14 protein-coding genes and 1 pseudogene are annotated in these 19,450 nt (G+C 44.8%); 6 read left to right on the top strand and 9 right to left on the bottom strand.

All coding sequences use genetic code 11. From position 1 onward, the window contains the following. Positions 1 to 27: 27 nt before the first annotated feature. Positions 28 to 774 carry a hypothetical protein gene (locus D0X99_RS17150; RefSeq protein WP_119479092.1) on the top strand — a complete coding sequence of 249 codons (747 nt, stop codon included), beginning with the start codon at positions 28 to 30 and terminating at the stop codon, positions 772 to 774. Between the two features lie 10 nt (positions 775 to 784). Continuing rightward, positions 785 to 1,144 (top strand): preprotein translocase subunit SecG, encoded by a 360-nt coding sequence (secG, locus tag D0X99_RS17145; protein WP_119479091.1) that lies wholly within the window; start codon positions 785 to 787, stop codon positions 1,142 to 1,144. Positions 1,145 to 1,223: 79 nt separating this feature from the next. Here secG and D0X99_RS17140 read toward each other — a convergent pair whose 3' ends face one another. Then, a complete protein-coding gene (locus D0X99_RS17140; protein WP_119479090.1) occupies positions 1,224 to 1,664 on the bottom strand; it encodes a hypothetical protein in 441 nt (146 codons plus the stop codon). 223 nt (positions 1,665 to 1,887) lie between these two features. Continuing rightward, positions 1,888 to 2,598 (bottom strand): hypothetical protein, encoded by a 711-nt coding sequence (locus D0X99_RS17135; RefSeq protein WP_119479089.1) that lies wholly within the window; start codon positions 2,596 to 2,598, stop codon positions 1,888 to 1,890. Between the two features lie 216 nt (positions 2,599 to 2,814). On the opposite strand from D0X99_RS17135, the gene D0X99_RS17130 reads away from it, so the two are divergent. From D0X99_RS17130 to D0X99_RS17120, 3 genes are all read left to right on the top strand, one after another. Further along, positions 2,815 to 3,093 carry a co-chaperone GroES gene (locus tag D0X99_RS17130; RefSeq protein WP_119479088.1) on the top strand — a complete coding sequence of 93 codons (279 nt, stop codon included), beginning with the start codon at positions 2,815 to 2,817 and terminating at the stop codon, positions 3,091 to 3,093. A 37-nt stretch (positions 3,094 to 3,130) separates the two neighbouring features. Further along, positions 3,131 to 4,759 (top strand): chaperonin GroEL, encoded by a 1,629-nt coding sequence (gene groL, locus D0X99_RS17125; RefSeq protein WP_119479087.1) that lies wholly within the window; start codon positions 3,131 to 3,133, stop codon positions 4,757 to 4,759. 174 nt (positions 4,760 to 4,933) lie between these two features. Then, a complete protein-coding gene (locus tag D0X99_RS17120) occupies positions 4,934 to 5,320 on the top strand; it encodes a response regulator (protein WP_119479086.1) in 387 nt (128 codons plus the stop codon). Positions 5,321 to 5,325: 5 nt separating this feature from the next. Here D0X99_RS17120 and D0X99_RS17115 read toward each other — a convergent pair whose 3' ends face one another. From D0X99_RS17115 to D0X99_RS20780, 7 genes and pseudogenes are all read right to left on the bottom strand, one after another. After that, entirely contained in the window at positions 5,326 to 6,444 is a 1,119-nt protein-coding gene (locus tag D0X99_RS17115) for a serine hydrolase domain-containing protein (RefSeq protein WP_119479085.1), read from the bottom strand. Between the two features lie 8 nt (positions 6,445 to 6,452). After that, the gene (locus tag D0X99_RS17110) at positions 6,453 to 7,961 is read right to left on the bottom strand and encodes a S10 family peptidase (protein ID WP_119479084.1); all 1,509 of its coding nucleotides are present in this window, start codon (positions 7,959 to 7,961) and stop codon (positions 6,453 to 6,455) included. Between the two features lie 385 nt (positions 7,962 to 8,346). After that, positions 8,347 to 8,754, bottom strand: a complete 408-nt coding sequence (locus tag D0X99_RS17105) for a GNAT family N-acetyltransferase (RefSeq protein ID WP_119479083.1) — start codon at positions 8,752 to 8,754, stop codon at positions 8,347 to 8,349. A gap of 33 nt (positions 8,755 to 8,787) precedes the next feature. Further along, positions 8,788 to 9,069, bottom strand: coding sequence for a GNAT family N-acetyltransferase (locus D0X99_RS17100; RefSeq protein ID WP_119479082.1), 282 nt, complete (start codon positions 9,067 to 9,069; stop codon positions 8,788 to 8,790). A gap of 50 nt (positions 9,070 to 9,119) precedes the next feature. After that, the gene (locus D0X99_RS17095) at positions 9,120 to 9,539 is read right to left on the bottom strand and encodes a VOC family protein (protein ID WP_119479081.1); all 420 of its coding nucleotides are present in this window, start codon (positions 9,537 to 9,539) and stop codon (positions 9,120 to 9,122) included. A 129-nt stretch (positions 9,540 to 9,668) separates the two neighbouring features. Next, positions 9,669 to 17,783: an HYR-like domain-containing protein gene (locus D0X99_RS17090; protein WP_233553748.1), complete on the bottom strand. Its 8,115-nt coding sequence runs from the start codon at positions 17,781 to 17,783 to the stop codon at positions 9,669 to 9,671. 24 nt (positions 17,784 to 17,807) lie between these two features. Further along, a pseudogene (locus D0X99_RS20780) lies at positions 17,808 to 18,794 on the bottom strand (delta-60 repeat domain-containing protein); the annotation flags it as partial. A 211-nt stretch (positions 18,795 to 19,005) separates the two neighbouring features. Between D0X99_RS20780 and D0X99_RS17085 the strand changes: the two are divergent. Then, the gene (locus D0X99_RS17085; RefSeq protein WP_119479079.1) at positions 19,006 to 19,233 is read left to right on the top strand and encodes a hypothetical protein; all 228 of its coding nucleotides are present in this window, start codon (positions 19,006 to 19,008) and stop codon (positions 19,231 to 19,233) included. The last annotated feature ends 217 nt before the right edge of the window (positions 19,234 to 19,450 follow it).

The raw sequence follows: 19,450 nt of genomic DNA, 5'->3' as shown, positions 1-19,450 counted from the left end.
TGCTATATTCAATCCAAAACCCGGAAAGTGAACGCAACCCAATTCCTAGACTTAATCAAGAAAATTGACCATCTGGAAAAGTCGGATTTCCTGCAAATCAAAAAAGTGCAGGAAAACTTTCCCTACTTCCAGATTCCGCATGTATTGGCTGCACGGTATGAATTTTTGAAAAGTGAAGGAAAAAAAAGCCAGTTGCTTGCCCAGGCAGCTATCACAAGTCCAGACCGGATTTGGCTGAAATCACTGATCGAAAAACCGGTAATGGAAGAGTTTCAGCATTCACAGACACAGGAAGATCTTCTTCCTGAAGAACCTGAAAATGAACCTGATCCGGCACATCGAACGGAATCATTGGTCAAACTTGGAATGCAGCTCAAGGGGCAACAATCTCCTGAAGAGGAAACCAAGGCCGAAAAACCCAAACTAAAAAGAAGAAAACCTCCCCATGACGACTTGATAGAGACCATCAAGCGGAAGGAGAAGAAGGAAATCGTCGATTCCAAGAAAAAAGAACAGATTGATCTGATCAAAGCTTTTAGCAAAAAGGAAATCAAGCTTGCTACAATCAAGGAAATCGAGGCCAATCAAAATACTGAAAATTTGGCTGCCTCCAGTACCCAGCTGCATGACAACCTGTTGTCAGAATCATTTGCCAGAATTTTAATCCGGCAGGGTAAAAAAGACATGGCAAGGGAAATTTATGAGAAGCTGGCTTTGAAGTTTCCCGATAAAAGGGCTTACTTTGCGGACTTAATTGAAAAACTGAAAGAATAATTTAGCTCATATGTTTACAGTATTAATCAGCGTGATTTTGGTTTTGGCAGTATTGCTGATCTTGGTGATTCTGGGTCAAAATTCAAAAGGCGGTGCAGGTGCAGCTTTCGGCGGCAGTGCTTCTCAAATCATGGGTGTTACCCGCACAGGAAATGTGTTGGAAAAAGCAACCTGGATCCTGGCAGTTTCCATTTTGGTTTTGTCTTTGGCATCTTCCGCTTTCTACACCAGCAGCCAGCCAAACCAATTCTCCTCTCCAAACATTGAAAGTGCCAAGCAGCAAGTAGTGGCCCCGGCATTCGGTGACCAAAGTGCGCTTCCTGCAGCAGACAGCACAGCTGCTCCTGCTGGGGATTCCACTGGAAATTAATTAGGTTTCTAACTTAAAAAAGGCCTTTTGGAACAATCCAAAAGGCCTTTTTTTTGCAACAACCTCTAAGGTTGAATTTTCATGATTCGTACATTCTTACTGATTTAAAGAAAATTTCAATCTCAGACGCCACCTGTGGGTCAGAATCCATCCAATCCAAACACGATTTCAATCCATCAAATAATTCAATCTCCAAGTTCAGTTTTGGAGCGGATAATTTTAATATGGAGAATATGAATTTTTGATTGAGCGTAGAATAGATAAACCCATACTTTTTCTTTTCCGGAATGGTGACTTTACTTTGATAGTATTTCAAAAATTCAGGCACATCAATCCGATACCCGATTGCCTTACAATCCCTAAAATCAAAGATCAGCGGATAGCCGGGCGAATAATCCGGCATAGAAATAATCGTTTGGGTAAAATGAAGCATGTCACTTAGGACAACCTTTCCATAAAATTTTGCAGCCATATATCCCGACTCCCGGAATATCTTGATGCTGAATTTCTCTTCAGTCATGTGTATTAGTTATGGAAAGATAATCGGTGATTCCTGACAAAAACTAGTTTAAGAATGGAATTACAGGATATAGTAAACAAAATGTCCAAGAAGGTAACCCAAGTGGATAATCCTGAAATGAAGTGTAAAATTAAAAGTTCAATTTCAGCTCACCCCGAAAAATCAAATTAAAAAAAGCCTTTCAATTTGATTGAAAGGCTTGCTAAGAATCCAATTAACTTTTTCATTCTGAGACTGACTTGAGGAGCAGCCTTTTGCCAACAGGAATCAGGGTTTCTTCAATCGGAACGGAATGCGGACTGTGCAATCTCCACGTAGCAGGATTTGGCAGTTCCTTAATTTCCTTGATCAATTGCATTTTGAGCTTTTCAAGCGTAGTGAACAGGGATTTTTGAAATACTCCTACCAACCAGAAAGCAATACTTCTAAACTTTTCGCCTGCCATCTGGATCAAATTGGATCGGTAACGAAAAGCATGCACATCGGATTCGGATTCCCGAGTCATCAGAATATATCCTTCCCGGTTATATATGGGTTGAATTCCTATTGGCTCAAACTCCACCTGCTCCTCCACAAAATCATAGATGGCTTTTCCCTCTTCGATTTGATATTTCAGTTTGGGGAGTGCATATGAAGTAATCTGTGATATTTCATGCATCAGGACATCATCCTCCACTTTGGGTTCATATTTAAGTTGGGAATTATTTAAATCAATTCCGTTGAGCGCCTTGGGAAACAGCTTACTTAATTCAGTCTTTCCCGAGTTCAATTCATTGAGTGTCCGGTGATGCTCGATCAAGTCACCCAGCATGGGATAGAGCTTTATAGCTTTAAATTCCCGTTCAGCTTCTTGGAGGTAAGCTAGTAATTGGTACTTCTTGTACTCGAAATCGATCAGCCCTTCGGTGATCCAGTTTTTTGGTAAGGTTCGCATAGGTCTTAATGGTTTGACTTAAAATACGGAATTCTGACATTTTTTGCATCGGCTTAAGAAAATTTGACAGTTCCGACTGTCAAAAAAAATAGGTTGGAATCCGAATTTGACTGATTTTTACGGCCGATTTGTCAGAAAAACCTTTAACAATTCCCTTGGCACAGGAAGTGCAGAGAGGGCAATAGCATTTTAATCTAACCTTAAATAAAACATACTATGTCAAATGTGAACATCAAACCTCTAGCAGACCGAGTTCTGGTACAACCAGCTGCAGCTGAAGAGAAAACTGCTTCCGGGCTTTACATTCCGGACACTGCCAAAGAGAAACCACAAAAAGGTACTGTAGTGGCAGTGGGTAACGGTAAAAAAGATGAGCCCTTGACTGTAAAAGTTGGTGACACTGTTTTGTACGGAAAGTACTCCGGCACCGAACTCAGCGTGGACGGAAAAGACTTCCTCATCATGAGAGAGTCTGACATTTTCGCTATCCTTTAATCAAACACAAACATTAACCTGAAAAATTCTTAAAAACATGGCTAAACAACTGTTTTTCGATACAAACGCCCGTGATCAATTGAAGAAAGGCGTAGATGCATTGGCAGATGCAGTAAAAGTGACTTTGGGCCCTAAAGGTCGAAATGTCATCATTGATAAAAAATTCGGTGCTCCGATGATCACTAAGGACGGTGTGTCCGTAGCAAAAGAAATCGAACTTAAGGAGCCAATCGAAAACATGGGCGCTCAGCTCGTGAAGGAAGTGGCTTCCAAAACTGCTGACAACGCTGGTGACGGTACTACTACAGCTACTGTTTTGGCCCAGGCTATCTTCGCAGTAGGCATCAAGAACGTGGCTGCAGGAGCCAACCCAATGGATCTGAAAAGAGGTATTGACAAGGCTGTAGCGGCTGTTGTTAACCGATTGAAAGAAAACTCCAAGAACATTTCCACCTCCAGAGAAATTGCTCAGGTAGCTACAGTTTCCGCAAACAACGATGAGGAAATCGGTAACATGATTGCCAACGCGATGGACAAAGTGGGTAAAGACGGCGTAATCACTGTAGAGGAAGCAAAAGGTACTGAAACTGAAGTGAAAACTGTAGAAGGTATGCAGTTTGACAGAGGTTACCTTTCTCCTTACTTCGTGACCAACACCGAGAAAATGGAAGCTGAGTTGGATCATCCTTTTGTGTTGATTTACGACAAGAAGATTTCTTCTATGAAGGAGTTGCTTCCAGTACTTGAGCCAGTTGCTCAGTCAGGCAAGCCATTGTTGATCATCGCTGAAGATGTGGATGGTGAGGCTCTTGCTACTTTGGTAGTAAACAAAATCAGAGGCGCTTTGAAAGTTGCCGCAGTAAAAGCTCCAGGTTTCGGTGACAGAAGAAAGGCTATGTTGGAAGACATCGCTATCCTGACAGGTGGAACTGTAATCTCTGAAGAAAGAGGTTTCAAACTGGAAAATGCTACTCCAGACATGCTGGGTAGAGCTGAGAAAATCAATATCGATAAGGACAATACCACCATCGTAAACGGTGCCGGTGATGCTGCTGCTATCAAAGGCAGAATCGCTGAGATCAAAGCTCAAATCGAAAAAACTACTTCTGACTACGACAGAGAAAAATTGCAGGAAAGACTTGCTAAGCTTTCCGGTGGTGTAGCTATCCTATACATCGGTGCTGCTACTGAAGTGGAAATGAAAGAAAAGAAAGATCGAGTAGATGATGCATTGCACGCTACAAGAGCTGCTGTACAGGAAGGTGTTGTAGTTGGAGGTGGTGTTGCTTTGGTTAGAGCTGCATCAGCCCTTGACAACCTAAAAGGTTCCAATGATGACCAGGACACTGGTATCAACATCATCAGAACCGCAATTGAAGCTCCATTGAGAACGATCGTTTCCAATGCAGGTGGCGAGCCTTCTGTTGTCATCAACAAAATCAGAGAAAACAAAGGAAACTTTGGTTACAACGCAAGAACAGATCAGTACGAAGACCTCTTCGAAGCTGGTGTAATCGACCCAACTAAGGTAACTCGTCTTGCGCTTGAAAATGCTGCTTCCATAGCCGCATTGTTGCTGACTACAGAATGTGTAGTAGCTGACGTAAAAGAAGACGCTCCTGCAATGCCTCCAATGGGTGGCGGAGGAATGGGCGGAATGATGTAATCATAGATTCCATTTAAAAACTAAAGGAGGTCCGATTGGACCTCCTTTTTATTTACCTGATTTATAGGGTTTGTGTATGAGTGGAAATAAAAACGGTGCAAATCCTTTTTTAGGGAAAAGGAATAATTGTATTTTAGGATTGATACTTCCACTTAACACCTGATTAACACTTTAATGATTCGCTTTGATGCCATTTTTTTAGTGGACGATGACCCCATAAATAACCTTATAAACAGGAGACTTTTGGGTAAAACCGGCATTAGCAATCGGATTCTTGAGTTTTTGGGAGGCGAAGATGCCTTTGAAAAAATCTCAGAGCTCGGTCCGGACGAAACACTCCTAATCTTACTGGACATCAATATGCCGGTCATGAATGGTTGGGAATTTCTAAATAAGTACATAGAACTTTTTCCCAACCGAAAAGACAAAATTGTCATCCTATCGAGTTCCATAGATTTTCAAGACCGCCAACGGGCCAATGAGTACTCAATCGTCTCGGGTTTCCTTGAAAAGCCCCTCACCTTGGATAAAATCAACGGGCAAATGGAACATTACCGCTAGACTTTTTACTTGATCACTTGATCCAATCGCTGCCAAATATCCCGCATTAACAAGAAAGGCACTGGTGAATCTCCCCCCGAACTCCCCATTCTGACTATTACCAGATTCTGAGAAGGAATGATCATCAAAAACTGTCCGTTCTTCCCCATAGCCTGATACATGTCTGCCGGTGCCTGGGGAATCAAAGATCCTGGAATCACCGACTGTGAACCGGGAACCATGAATGAACTTTTACCATTGAGCCAAGTCAGGTACCCATAACTCAAATTCAGATTTTGCGAAGTTTGAGGCATTTTATCAAAAAAATCACCTGACCATACCTGAGTTCCGTTCCAATTGCCTTTGGCAAGCATTAGCAATCCAAATCTGGCAAAAGAGCGAGCATCGGAATAAAACACATTGTTGAAACCTGTTTGCTGCCAAAATCCCTTCATACCGATTTTATCACCGAGCTTTTCTTCAAAGTAAGTTTGGTAATCTTTGCCGGTTGCTTTCACTACCACCTTTTCTAATAGGGTGTAAGTCGCATTGTGGTAACTCCAACGTGTCCCGGGTTTTGCCAGATACTTTAGTGAGGCCGGAGAAGTATCATCCAGATTGGCTACTTTATCGTCGATACCAGTGGTCAATGTCAGGTGATGGATCAGTCGAATTTCCCGTTCCTGATTGCTAGGCATGGAAGTCCAGCCTTCGCCCAGGTACTTTTGAGTACGGTCATTGACAGAAAGAAACTTGTCACTTTGCGCCAAACCAACCAGGGCAGCCGTTAGGGTTTTGCCTGCAGATGCCCAATACCAAAAGGAGTTTTGATCCATCTCTCCGGATCCTGTCAGTTTGGTTCCCCAATATTCCTCCACCACAATTTTCCCGTCTTTCAGAATGATAAATGCCCGGGTATCCTGAGTAGGCAACCAAGCCAACAACTCAGCCAAAGCGACTTGGTTCCATCCAAGTTCCGCCAAAGGCTTTTCCTCCCAGACTGAAGATTCATTGGGTGGAAAATAGAGATTGGAGGAAGGAGTCGGTTTTTGTGCTTCGGCACAACTGAACGTAAAGAAAGCCCAGCATCCCAGCAGGACCTTGAAAAAAGAGGAAATTCGAAATGGTGGAATGCCGGGCTTCATACGTTTAATCACTTTCTAAGTGTGTCCTGGATAAATTTCTTCAGATCCTCACGGAAAAGCTTGGCTGAAGGAAGGTGAGTGTACATCATGTGACCAGCTTCATAATAGGTCATAATGATACGATCAGTAGCTGATTTGGGAAGTTCCATGTGGGAAATGGAATGCTCCACCCCATGGAAAACGGTCGCTAAATCGTAATATCCATTCATAATCAGGACTTTTACATGAGGGTCTTTGCTCAGCGCTTCCGCCATATCTGGCAAAGTAGTTACTGCTGCATCCGCGCCCCAAAAATTATTCCCCTGATGCTTCCAGTCCCATTTGAACCCTTCCTTGGAATAGGCTGAAGTGGCATACATCAAATCCTTGCTAACCCCTAAGTTCCTGTGGTAGAAATCCAAAAAGCCCATGGTGTATGCGGGAGAAATCGCGTCACTTTGAGGATCGGTGAAAGCCGACATCGCCATTGGATCGATGTTTATTCCTTTGTATCGGGAATCCAGACGGCCTACTGTCTCACCCGTGCTTCTCAAAAGTTCCTGATAATATTCATTTGCGGTAATCTTCAGGTTTGCCCTTTTCCAAACTTCTGTTGAGATCCCAGTATAATCCTGAAGCTTTTGCGCCACTGCTGATTTTTCTTGCTCCGAAATTCTGTTGCCCTTGTAAAGTGCCGGAGCGTAGTGGTTTTCAGTGAAACTTCTCACCTCCTGAACAAAAGCAGGTAAGTCAGTTCCCTTATTGGCTACTTTATTATGGTACCAGCTGGTCGCTGCCATCGTAGGCAAATAGACGATATGGGAAAGATCTTCATTTGGAGCAAAGAAAAGGGTTCTCAAATCAAAGACGGCCGAAACCATTACCACACCATTCAGCGCATATCCCTTGTCCAAAAGGTAACTCATCACCCCTGCATTCCGGAAAGTACCGTAGCTTTCTCCCAAGATGTATTTTGGAGAATTGAGTCGGTCGTGCGCTTTCAAAAACTGCATGATAAACAGGCTGATGCTACGGATGTCCTGATCTACTCCCCAGAAATCCGATCCTTTTGCATCTCCGATCGGCACACTCAGTCCTGTTCCTACCGGATCCATCATCACGACATCGGCGATATCAAGGATGGAAAACTCATTGTTTACCAGTTCATACGGAGCTGCTTGGTTGTAATTGGGATCATTGACCACGATCCGCTTTGGTCCCATGATTCCCATATGCAGCCAATAGGAAGATGAACCCGGTCCCCCGTTGTAGGCAAAAACTATCGGACGGTTTTTCTCCGGATTTTCCTTGAAATAGGCAGTGTACCCAAAAAGCGCAATCGGCTTGTTGTTTTCGTCTCGGAGCTCCATCGTTCCTGCTTTAGCATTCAGGCTGATCACTTTTCCATCGATGGTTACAGACTGTTTGGAGTCAAAAACCTGGGCTACAGGAAGCGGTGCGGTCGCGGTTTCCTTTTTCTCCTGTGCAAAGGCAAAGCTTGAGACAAAAAGAAAAACCAGTAAAAATCTGATTTTCATAGTGCTTGGATTATTAATGATTGGATTGGTTTAAATGAGTTTAAATATTGTCTTGTTTTGTCATTCTGAGCAATGGAGTGACGAGAGTCCCAAGTCTAAGGGTTTATCGTTGACAGCTTGTATTGTCCTAAATAGAATAGACCGTTTTGAAGTTGGTTTTGGTTAGAATTTGATTTTGTTCAAACTGATCAATCGACCAGAATGGCTATAAGTTTTTATTGACAAAAGCGGCACTGGAAAACATCAGGACGAGACCTGAAAGGAAGAATTTCTTCATGGATAAGGTAATGGTGGTACAGAAAAGAAAGTTAAACCATTAAATGAGGATTGAAAAACCGGACAAAAAATTAACGGATTTGTGATTTTCATTCTCAATTCAAAATTCCTAATTCATATCCTCCCCCGGCTTCAATTGGTAGCATCGCTCGTGAAGCTGAAATCCCAACTTCTGATAGAATGGCTCCGCATCTTCCGCAGAAAATAGAAACAAGCGGGCATCGGGAGCTAAATCACGTGTAAACTGAAGGATTTTTCGACCAATCCCTTTTCCCTGATAAGCTTCGGCTACAGCCAAATCAGCAATAAAACAGCGATAACAGAAATCCGATAGCCCTCTCAAAAATCCCACCAACTGATCCTCCTCCCTGGCAGTAACCAAAAGATTTGAACCTTCAATCATCCGCCTTAAATGCTCTGGATCATCCATCGGACGCCGCTTTCCAAGACCGGAATAATGTAGTATAAACATGTATTCTTCGAGCGAAAGCCTGGATTCTACCTGAATAGTCAGCATGGAGAATTGATTTTTGAAATCAAAAATTCAGTTTCAATTTAATACATCCTGCAAGTCCGTCCTTTTTTTAAAAGTGGCTTTCGCAAAAGGACATAGTGGAATGATCTTGATTTCTTCCTTTCGGGCATAAGCCACCAAATCTTCGAGCAACTTAGCTCCTATCCCCTGACCTTTCAGACTCTCGTCCACTTCGGTATGTTCGATTATCATTTTCTTAGGGCCTGCCATTACATAGACCATTTCAGCAAGGTGGGTCCCTCCTTCCTCCATAAAAAATGAGCCTTTCCGGCCGTCAAACTTGTGTTGAATTTCCATTGATGAATTTGGTTAATTACACGTAATAAATACTTCGCTATTTCTCAGAATCAGCTCTTCGTCCTGCCCTCTACCAATCGATCATAGTCCTCATCGTTTGGCTCCCAGAGTTCGATACTGTGTCCATCCGGATCAAGGATGTGGACGAATTTACCGTATTCAAAAGTCTCGATCTCATCCAGAACAGTCACGCCCTCACTTTTCAACAACTCTACCAATTCCACCAGATTTTCAACCCGGTAATTGATCATGAAATCTTTTTCGGAAGGTTTGAAATAATCGGTATCCGAGTTCATCGGAGACCATTGGGAAAAACCCTTTCGCTCCGGCTGCTCACTGCTTCTCCATTCGAAAGCAGTACCATATCGATCGGTATTCAATCCCAAATGCTTCTCATACCAGGATTTGGTAGCATCCGGGTTTTTAACTTTAAAAAAAATCCCTCCAATCCCTGTTACTCGCTTTTTCATGATTTTGGCTTTTACCCAATCTACAAAGTGATTCGGGAATGGTCCACTACTAGGGATGAAAAAAGAAAAGCCGCCCGAAAAAAAATTCGGGCGGCTTTTACTAAGTTTAAAGAGCTTTTAATTCAGTCCTTACTCTTTAATCAATCGCTTTGTCATCAACATCTTACCTAGCTGAATCTGAACAGTGTACATGCCTGGGGCAAGTCCACTTAGATCCAAGGTTTGAACAAAGGTCGTTTCACGGCTAAACTGATCACTGATCACCATTCTGCCAACGGCATCAAAGACTCTCAAGGACACTTGAGATGGCTGATCCAATTCCACCAGAACATTGGTCTGTTCAGCAGCCGGATTCGGATAGATCAGGAACTCGCCGATTTTGAGTTCACGGAACAGCGTGACTTCCTTACTGATGGTTTGTCCGGCACGGTCCGTGCTGAATACGGTGAGCTTCAACTGAGCCTCAGGCATTCCTGTCCCTTTCCAGAGCAATCGGTTGCCTTCTACCACCAAATCCGGATTTCCTTCGATGCGGTAAGTATGAATATTATCCACCGGATCAACCGTACTCAAGATTGCAATCTGATCACCTGCTTTCATTTGATTGGAGATTGAATTGGTGCTCAATTCGATGTCAAGTGCCTTTGGCTTGTCCTGAACCAAAACCTGAATTGAAATTGGTTCATCCAATTTGAAGAACTCATTTTCCACCAGATCAGCCTTCAGTTCATAGAAGCCTGGAGTCAATGGATCATACGAATTGGCATCCAGAGTCATTTCCAGTTTTCTGCTTTCAAACCATGCTGTACTCATCTGATCTACCTTCTGCTTGATGGTTTCAGCCGAAGTATTCCAAGGAACTGTAATGAGGTCAGTTACAACTCGCTTAGTACCTCTAGCTTTAGCCTCATGGATCACGATTGATCCGCCTCCAAGAGAAGTTGCGATGTCTGAGTTATCATCTGCTCCGAGACCATTGTCATAGAGTACTCCGTTAGAGCCCCAAATCTTGATTCGGAACTGATCAGGTCCAGTCCCTCCGTTCCAGTGACCATCGATTGCCGTGATGGTAAATCGGTATCCCGGAGCACCATTCACCATCCCATCTCCTCGATAAGTTGCTTTTCGTCCTGAGATAACCAGGGTTCCGGCTTCATGAAGTGTGGATTTGAAGCTTAGATTTCCTGCAGTAAACTGGAATTCAGTATTGCCATCCACTTGGTTGGAGCCTTTCTTGTACTTGGAAACAAATCCAAAGTTGGCTTTGCCTACTGTAGTTGTTCCAATCAGAGCCCCTTCCGGAGAATTAATCCAACCTCCACCTGTGACAAAGTTTCCATTCGGATCATAGACAGGCAGGTATGCGATAGATTCAGCACATCCATCTCCCACTACTGCGGTCACTTTATACACATCCAAGCCAAGCCCTGAGACAGTAAGGGTTGCAGTTCCGCTTGAATTGGTAATTGATGATCCTTTTAAGACATCATCCAGGTAGAAGTTTACGGATACCCCTGCAATAGCCGGAGTCACCGATGCACTCAAAGTCGCCCCAGTTCCGATCTGGATCGGAGTACTGCTGGCAGAAGCATCGATTTGGATTCCTTCCACTGTAATCACCTGAGTAAATACTTGAGAAAGATTGGAATTAACATCTCTCGCTACCCAAGTATTGGTAATGGTACCTGCCCCATTTGGACCGGAAGGAACAAACACCCCTGCTGTCTTCTCAACAGCCATCACACTGCAATTGTCACCGGCAATCGGTGCGAGAAGTTGAGCCTGGGCCAGAAGATTACTTTGACCGCAAGAAATGGTTCTGTTCAAACTACCCGGTGTTGTTGACCAAGTAGGGTTGGTCACATCAGACACAATAACCGTTTGCTGCTGAGTTACTGAATTTCCGTTTCCATCATTGTATGTCCAAGTGATGATATAAGTTCCCTGATTGCTGTAATTCAACGGATCGGTGGTCGTTCCGGTAATGGTTCCTGCACAGGCATCGTTGGCTGTCGGAGCGGTAACTGTAACTGAACACTGACTACTGATTGTTGGCAACTGGGCCACGGCTGGAACCGGAGCAGTCGTGTCATCCACGATCACGGTTTGTTCCTGAGTTACGGTATTACCATTGCCGTCATCGTAGGTCCAGGTGATGGTGTAAGTGCCCTGAGCATCGTAAGTCAGCGGATCGGTGGTCGTTCCGGTGATTATTCCCTTGCAGGCATCATTGGCTGTTGGCGCTGTTACGGTAACTGAACACTGGCCAGTGATTGTTGCCAAGGTTGACAAAGTTGGAACTGGTGCGGTTGTATCATCCACAATCACAGTTTGAGTCTGGGTGGACGTATTTCCATTGCCATCATCGTAGGTCCAATTGATTGTATACGTTCCCTGAGCATCATAAGTAAGCGGATCGGTGGTCGTTCCGGTGATTGTTCCTTCGCAGGCATCATTGGCTGTCGGAGCAGTGACAGTGACTGAACACTGTCCACTGATCGTTGGAAGTGTTGCCAAAGTCGGAACCGGAGCGATCGTATCGTCAACAACTACAGTCTGAGTCTGGGTGGACGTATTTCCGTTGCCGTCATCGTAAGTCCAGGTGATGGTATAAGTTCCCTGAGTATCATAAGTCAGCGGATCGGTGGTCGTTCCGGTAATCTCACCCTCACAGGCATCAGTTGATTTTGGAGCAGAAACCTCCACTGCACACTGTCCACTGACAACTGGCAATTGAGCAACAGCCGGTACCGGAGCAGTCGTGTCGTCTACGATCACGGTTTGAGTTTGAGTTGACGTATTTCCATTACCATCGTCATAAGTCCAGGTAATGGTATAGGTACCCTGAGCATCGTAAGTAAGCGGATCGGTAGTCGTTCCTGTGATGGTTCCCTTGCAGGCATCGTTAGCTGTAGGAGCTATAACTGTGACTTCACACTGCCCACTGATTGTTGGCAACTCAGCCACGGTTGGAACCGGAGCGGTCGTGTCATCCACGATCACGGTTTGAGTCTGGGTGGACGTATTACCGTTGCCATCATCGTAAGTCCAGGTAATGGTATAAGTTCCCTGAGTATCATAAGTCAGCGGATCGGTAGTCGTTCCGGTAATTGTTCCCTCACAGGCATCATTGGCCGTAGGCGCGGTAACGGTAACTGAACACTGGCCAGTGATTACTGGCAACTGGGCCACGGCTGGAACCGGAGCGGTCGTATCGTCCACGACTACCGTTTGCTCCTGAGTCGCGGTGTTTCCATTGCCGTCATCGTAGGTCCAGGTAATGGTATAAGTTCCCTGAGTATCATAAGTCAGCAGATCGGTAGTCGTTCCTGTAATGGTTCCCTCGCAAGCATCATTGGCTGTAGGCGCAGTGACAGTAACTGAACACTGACCACTGACAACTGGCAACTGAGGAACAGCCGGAACCGGTGCGGTCGTGTCGTCCATGATCACGGTCTGGGTCTGGGTGGAGGTATTACCGTTGCCATCGTCATAAGTCCAGGTGATGGTATAAGTTCCCTGAGCATCATAAGTCAGCGGATCGGAAGTCGTTCCGGTAATTGTTCCCTCACAGGCATCGTTAGCTGTTGGCGCTATAACGGTAACTGAACACTGACCACTAATTGTTGGCAACTGAGCAACGGCTGGAACCGGAGCGGTCGTATCGTCCACGACTACCGTTTGCTCCTGAGTCGCGGTGTTTCCATTACCGTCATCGTAAGTCCAGGTGATGGTATAAGTTCCCTGCTCTGCGTAGCTGGTCGGATCGGTGGTCGTTCCGGTAATGGTTCCCTCGCAAGCATCATTGGCTGTAGGCGCAGTGACAGTAACTGAACACTGACCACTGACAACTGGCAACTGAGGAACAGCCGGAACCGGTGCGGTCGTGTCGTCCATGATCACGGTCTGGGTCTGGGTGGAGGTATTACCGTTGCCATCGTCATAAGTCCAGGTGATGGTATAAGTTCCCTGAGCATCATAAGTCAGCGGATCGGAAGTCGTTCCGGTAATTGTTCCCTCACAGGCATCGTTAGCTGTTGGCGCTATAACGGTAACTGAACACTGACCACTGATTACTGGCAACTGGGTCACGACTGGAACCGGCTCGGTCGTGTCATCCACGATCACGGTTTGAGTCTGGGTGGATGTATTTCCATTGCCATCATCGTATGTCCAATTGATGGTATATGTACCCTGAGCATCATAAGTCAGCGGATCGGTAGTCGTTCCGGTAATTGTTCCCTCACAGGCATCATTGGCCGTAGGCGCGGTAACGGTAACTGAACACTGGCCAGTGATTACTGGCAACTGGGCCACGGCTGGAACCGGAGCGGTCGTATCGTCCACGACTACCGTTTGCTCCTGAGTCGCGGTGTTTCCATTGCCGTCATCGTAAGTCCAGGTGATGGTGTAAGTGCCCTGAGCATCGTAAGTCAGCGGATCGGTGGTCGTTCCGGTGATTGTTCCTTCGCAGGCATCGTTAGCTGTTGGCGCAGTGACAGTGACTGAACACTGACCACTAGCAACCGGCAATTGGGCAACGGCTGGAACCGGAGCAGTCGTGTCATCCACGATCACGGTTTGAGTTTGGGTGGACGTGTTTCCGTTTCCGTCATCGTATGTCCAATTGATGGTATATGTACCCTGAGCATCGTAAGTCAATGGATTGGTAGTCGTTCCGGTAATGGTTCCTTCGCAGGAATCATTGGCTGTCGGAGCAGTGACAGTGACTGAACACTGTCCACTGATTACCGGCAACTGGGCAACAGCTGGAACCGGAGCAGTGGTGTCATCCACGATCAGGGTCTGAGTCTGGGTGGACGTATTTCCGTTTCCGTCATCGTAAGTCCAGGTGATGGTGTAAGTGCCCTGAGCATCGTAAGTCAGCGGATCGGTGGTCGTTCCGGTGATTGTTCCTTCGCAGGCATCGTTAGCTGTTGGCGCAGTGACAGTGACTGAACACTGACCACTAGCAACCGGCAATTGGGCAACGGCTGGAACCGGAGCAGTCGTGTCATCCACGATCACGGTTTGAGTTTGGGTGGACGTGTTTCCGTTTCCGTCATCGTATGTCCAATTGATGGTATATGTACCCTGAGCATCGTAAGTCAATGGATTGGTAGTCGTTCCGGTAATGGTTCCTTCGCAGGAATCATTGGCTGTCGGAGCAGTGACAGTGACTGAACACTGTCCACTGATCGTTGGAAGTGTTGCCAAAGTCGGAACCGGCGCGGTCGTATCGTCCACGATCACCGTCTGGGTCTGGGTGGACGTATTACCGTTTCCGTCATCGTAAGTCCAGGTGATGGTGTAAGTGCCCTGAGCATCGTAAGTCAGCGGATCGGTAGTCGTTCCGATAATTGTTCCTTCGCAGGCATCATTGGCTGTCGGAGCGGTAACTGTAACTGAACACTGACTACTGATTGTTGGCAACTGGGCAACAGCCGGAACCGGGGCAGTGGTGTCATCCACGATCACGGTCTGAGTCTGGTTGGACGTATTACCATTGCCGTCGTCGTAAGTCCAGGTGATGGTATAGGTACCCTGAGCATCGTAAGTAAGCGGATCGGTTGTCGTTCCGGTGATGGTTCCCGCACAGGCATCATTGGCTGTCGGAGCTGTCACTGTGACTGCACACTGACCATTGATTTCCGGCAATTGGGCAACAGCTGGAACCGGAGCGGTCGTGTCATCTACGATCACTGCCTGAGTCTGGGTAGACGTATTTCCATTGCCGTCATCGTAAGTCCAGGTGATGGTATAGGTTCCCTGGGCATCATAAGTCAACGGATCGGTGGTAGTTCCGGTGATTGTTCCTTTGCAGGCATCATTGGCTGTCGGAGCGGTAACTGTAACTGAACACTGACCACTGATTACTGGCAACTGGGCCACGGCTGGAACCGGAGCAGTCGTGTCATCCACGATCACGGTTTGAGTCTGGGTTGACGTATTTCCGTTGCCATCATCGTATGTCCAGGTGATGGTGTAAGTGCCCTGAGCATCATAAGTCAGCGGAGCTGTAGTCGTTCCGATGATTGTTCCTTTGCAGGCATCGTTAGCTGTTGGCGCAGTGACAGTGACTGCACACTGCCCACTAACAACTGGCAACTGAGGAAGAGCTGGAACCGGAGCAGTCGTATCGTCCACGATTACGGTCTGAGTCTGGGTAGACGTATTTCCATTGCCGTCATCATAAGTCCAGGTGATGGTGTAATTGCCCTGAGCATCGTAAGTCAATGGATCGGTAGTTGTTCCGGTGATGGTTCCCTTGCAGGCATCGTTGGCCGTCGGAGGTGTTGTCACTGTTACTGAACACTGACTACTGATTGTTGGCAACTGGGCAACAGCCGGAACCGGAGCAGTAGTGTCATCCACAATCACGGTCTGGGTCTGGGTGGAGGTATTTCCATTTCCGTCATCGTAAGTCCAGGTAATGGTATAGGTACCCTGAGCATCATAAGTCAGCGGATCGGTGGTCGTTCCGGTGATTGTTCCTTCGCAGGCATCGTTAGCTGTTGGCGCAGTGACAGTGACTGAACACTGACCACTAGCAACCGGCAATTGGGCAACGGCTGGAACCGGTGCGGTCGTGTCATCCACAATCACCGTCTGAGTCTGGGTGGATGTATTTCCATTGCCATCATCGTAAGTCCAGGTGATGGTATAGGTACCCTGAGCATCGTAAGTCAGCAGATCGGTGGTCGTTCCGGTGAGGGTTCCTGCACAGGCATCGTTAGCCGTAGCCGCAGTGACAGTTACTGAACACTGACCACTGATCACTGGCAACTGTGCAACAGCTGGAACCGGAGCAGTAGTGTCATCTACAATAATCGTCTGATCCTGGGTACTGCTATTCCCTGCAGCATCGGTAAAGGTCCAAGTGATGGTATAGGAACCTTGCTGGGTAATCGGGAAGATACTTTGATTAGTAGTTCCCTGGATGGTTCCATCCACATTATCGGTAGCTGTAGGGATAGTGAGATCTGAGAAGTTTACTCGGCACTGAGCAATGAACTGGGTAAGGTTTTCAACGATTAGAACTGGAGCCTCTGTATCCACCTCTATTACGGGATCCCCGTAGATCCTTACAATCCTTCCCCTATTAATACCATTATAGTTAGTAAGTATTCCTCCTAGTAGAATCTTACCATCAGTTTGAGTAACAATTGAATTAATTTGTTCATTTGCTCCAGTTCCAGGATTAAAAGAACTATCCAAAGACCCGTCTAGATTAAGTCTGGCAATTCGATTAATGGAGACTCCATTATAGGAAGTAAATCCCCCACCAATGAGAATTTTACCATCACTTTGCAATCCTATTCTAAAAACCCTTTGATTAGCTCCTGATCCTATATTAAATGAGACATCCAAACTCCCGTTTGAATTCAAACGGGCAATTCGATTTCTTGATACTCCGTTAAAAGTGGTAAAATCTCCAACTATCAAGATTTTGCCATCTGGCATTTGTTTAATTGTGTGTACTGGATTATTTACACTTGTACCGGGATTGAATGAGGTATCTAAACTCCCATCTGCATTCAAGCGGGCAATCCAATTTCTCGTGACACCATTATAGGACGAAAAATAACCTGCAATAAGAAACTTTCCATCTGACTGAGTTTCTAAATAATCAATTGAACTATTGGGTCCTGCTGGATTAAAGGAAGTATCTATACTTCCATCTAAATTCAAGCGAGCAATTCGATTTCTTGAAATTCCATTGAATGAGGTAAAATCACCTGCAATTATTATTTTTCCATCAGCCAGTTGTGAAAATGTAGATACACTTCCACTAATTCCTGTACCTGGATTAAAGGAGACGTCCAAACTTCCATCAGGATTAAGACGCGCAATTTTATTTCGGGAAACTCCATTATAGGTAGTAAAGTCTCCAATGATTATTATTTTTCCATCTGCTTGTATTGAAATAGAATATACAAAACTGTTTGGCCCTGCTTGACCCAAATTAAATGAAGTATCAAGTGTCCCATCGGTGTTTAGCCTTCTTAAATAGGGTCTTGAAATACCATTGAAGGTGGTAAAAAATCCCCCAATCAAAACTTTTCCATCTTGCTGAAGCGCCATATTCATAATTCCATTATTTCCTCCAGCACCCAGCACCTCATAGGTTCCATCGGCATTTAGCTGTGCTAAATAATTTCTAGAATTTCCATTTACAGTTGTGAATTCGCCTCCAATCACAGCCTTACCGTCTGGAAGAGCTAAAACATTCCAGAGGGGCATATTAATTACCCCCGAATTAAAAGTATTGTCCAAACTACCATTACTATTCAATCTAGCTACATTCCATCTCTGAGTTTGGAAATTCCCGGCTATTAGGATCTTGCCATTTATGGTTGGGGAAATTGATAGGATATAACTTGAGATGTCTAATCCTGAAAAGGTAAAAGAGGTATCCACTACTCCATTTGGATTTATCCTTACAAGATTTCTTCTATTACCAGTTGTGGTTGAACCTAAATTAAAATTACCTCCAACCAAAAGTTTATCGTCACTCTGAACAAACAAAGCAAAAACTAACCCCGAAATTCCACACTGACACCAATTACTAACAGGTGCTCCAGATGAGGTTAATTTGACAATATTAAAAGTAAACCCTCCTGCCAAGTATATACTTCCATCAGAAGTAGAAACAATTGATCTTACCCCCCCGCCTTGAAAACCCGGGAAATATGAAAGATCCAATATCCCTGTGGTTTCTAGTCTTGCAGAATATGGCCTTGACACTCCATTAAATCCTACAAAATCTCCACCTACTAGGATTTTACCATCTGGTTGAAGGAATATTGTGTATACCCTCCCATTAAAGCCTGTACCAATAGTAAAATTTGAATCTACACTTCCATCTGAATTTAGTCTCGCTATTCCACTTCTCGCTACGCCATTGAACTGAGTAAAATCCCCTCCAATCAATATTTTTCCATCTGACTGTAATACAACTGTCCAAATTGTGGCATTTGCTCCAGTTCCAATATTAAAGGTGGGATCAAGAGTTCCATCCGGATTTATCCTAATAATCCGGTTCCTAGCGATTCCATTATATGTTGTGAAGTTTCCCACTGAAATAATTTTTCCATCAAGTTGCCTTACACTTGCATGTACAAATTGATTTGCTCCTGTCCCTGTGTTAATTCCATTGGGATTAAAACTCAAATCCAGTTCCCCCGGATTCTGTGCCCGGCTTATCCCACTAAAAAGCAGGAACAATAAAAGTGAGAAGTAGATGTGTTTCATATAGATCAGCGGTTTTTTCCTATTTGAAAGGACCTGATGCCAAGGTTGTCATCGATCCGATTTGGGGTTAAAATTCGCTGAAGGCCCCTCGGCGTCCTATACCTAGAACTAGGTAAAATCAGCAGTTAATTTGTAATTAAGTGCGTTTTACATGATGATTTTTGTATTGTGAATATCTACTGACAAAAAACAGTAAATAAAAGCACAGTAAATGAAGGAAGCGCAAAGAGCGTTACTGTACGTGTTACTTATCGATTCATTTAGAGGGAACCCCTGTCCTAAAAAACAAAAGTGCCTGCAAGATGAAATTGCAGACACTTGGTATTGGAAAAGATTGGAAATTAGAATTTGGTGGGAGAGCCATAGAATATGGAAGAAACCGAACAGGATCAGGAAGTTGGAGGATTCAATTCTCGGAAAAATTGCCTTTGAAAATTGAAGCGTTGAAAACATCCTAACTATCCTCCTCCTTTCCGGTCTAGCTAAAAAATCAACAGATGAGCCCCATCCTTTTTAGGTTTTGAATAAGAAATTTTCCGGTTGAGAATCGTGAATTTCAGTTCATATTTCTTCAATTTGATTTCGGTCTTTTTCCATCAAATTCTTCTTTAGTAAAAATCAATAATCTTTATTCTAAAAATCCGGTGATCGCTCCC

Origin of the sequence: Algoriphagus lacus, assembly GCF_003583985.1 — a bacterium.
In the GTDB taxonomy this organism is placed as follows: domain Bacteria; phylum Bacteroidota; class Bacteroidia; order Cytophagales; family Cyclobacteriaceae; genus Algoriphagus; species Algoriphagus lacus.
The sequence above is the reverse complement of the archived record's forward strand: the minus strand, read 5'-3'. Positions and strand labels throughout refer to the sequence as shown.